We start from the raw sequence: 769 nt of genomic DNA, 5'->3' as shown, positions 1-769 counted from the left end.
CGGTAATGCTGCCAACTTACTGATTTAGTGTATGATGGTGATTTTAAGGTGCTTGCGTGGCTTCCATTTCCATCAGATGTCCTTCCTGCTCCGCTACTGAAGGCGTGGTGCGTAACGGCAAAAGCACTGCCGGACATCAGCGCTATCTCTGCTCTCATTGCCGTAAAACATGGCAACTACAGTTCACTTACACCGCCTCTCAGCCCGGTACGCACCAGAAAATCATTGATATGGCCATGAATGGCGTCGGATGTCGCGCCAGTGCACGCATTATGGGCGTTGGCCTCAACACGGTTTTACGTCACTTAAAAAACTCAGGCCGCAGTCGGTAACCTGGCGCATACAACCGGGCAGTGATGTGATTGTCTGCGCTGAAATGGACGAACAGTGGGGCTACGTCGGTGCTAAATCACGTCAGCGCTGGCTGTTTTACGCGTATGACAGGATACGGAGGACGGTTGTGGCGCACGTCTTCGGTGAACGCACTCTGGCCACACTGGAGCGTCTTCTGAGCCTGCTGTCGGCCTTTGAGGTCGTGGTATGGATGACGGATGGCTGGCCGCTGTATGAATCACGCCTGAAGGGAAAGCTGCACGTTATCAGCAAGCGTTACACTCAGCGCATTGAGCGACATAACCTGAATCTGAGACAACATCTGGCAAGGCTGGGACGGAAGTCACTGTCGTTCTCAAAATCGGTGGAGCTGCATGACAAGGTCATCGGGCATTATCTGAACATAAAACACTATCAGTAAGTTGGAGTCATTACC

At 52.3% G+C, this 769-nt stretch carries 1 protein-coding gene; it reads left to right on the top strand.

Annotation, left to right across the window (positions count from 1 at the left end; genetic code table 11):
* The first annotated feature begins 56 nt into the window (after positions 1–56).
* Positions 57–754, top strand: a protein-coding gene (locus tag M8318_RS00255; protein WP_223289738.1) for an IS1 family transposase whose coding sequence is annotated in 2 segments (ribosomal slippage) — positions 57–306 and positions 306–754 — 699 coding nt in all. Because the reading frame shifts where the segments join, the coding sequence is not laid out codon by codon here.
* Positions 755–769 lie beyond the last annotated feature (15 nt).

This window comes from Leclercia tamurae (assembly GCF_025566055.1).
GTDB classification, from domain to species: Bacteria; Pseudomonadota; Gammaproteobacteria; order Enterobacterales; family Enterobacteriaceae; genus Enterobacter; species Enterobacter tamurae.
The sequence above is the reverse complement of the archived record's forward strand: the minus strand, read 5'-3'. Positions and strand labels throughout refer to the sequence as shown.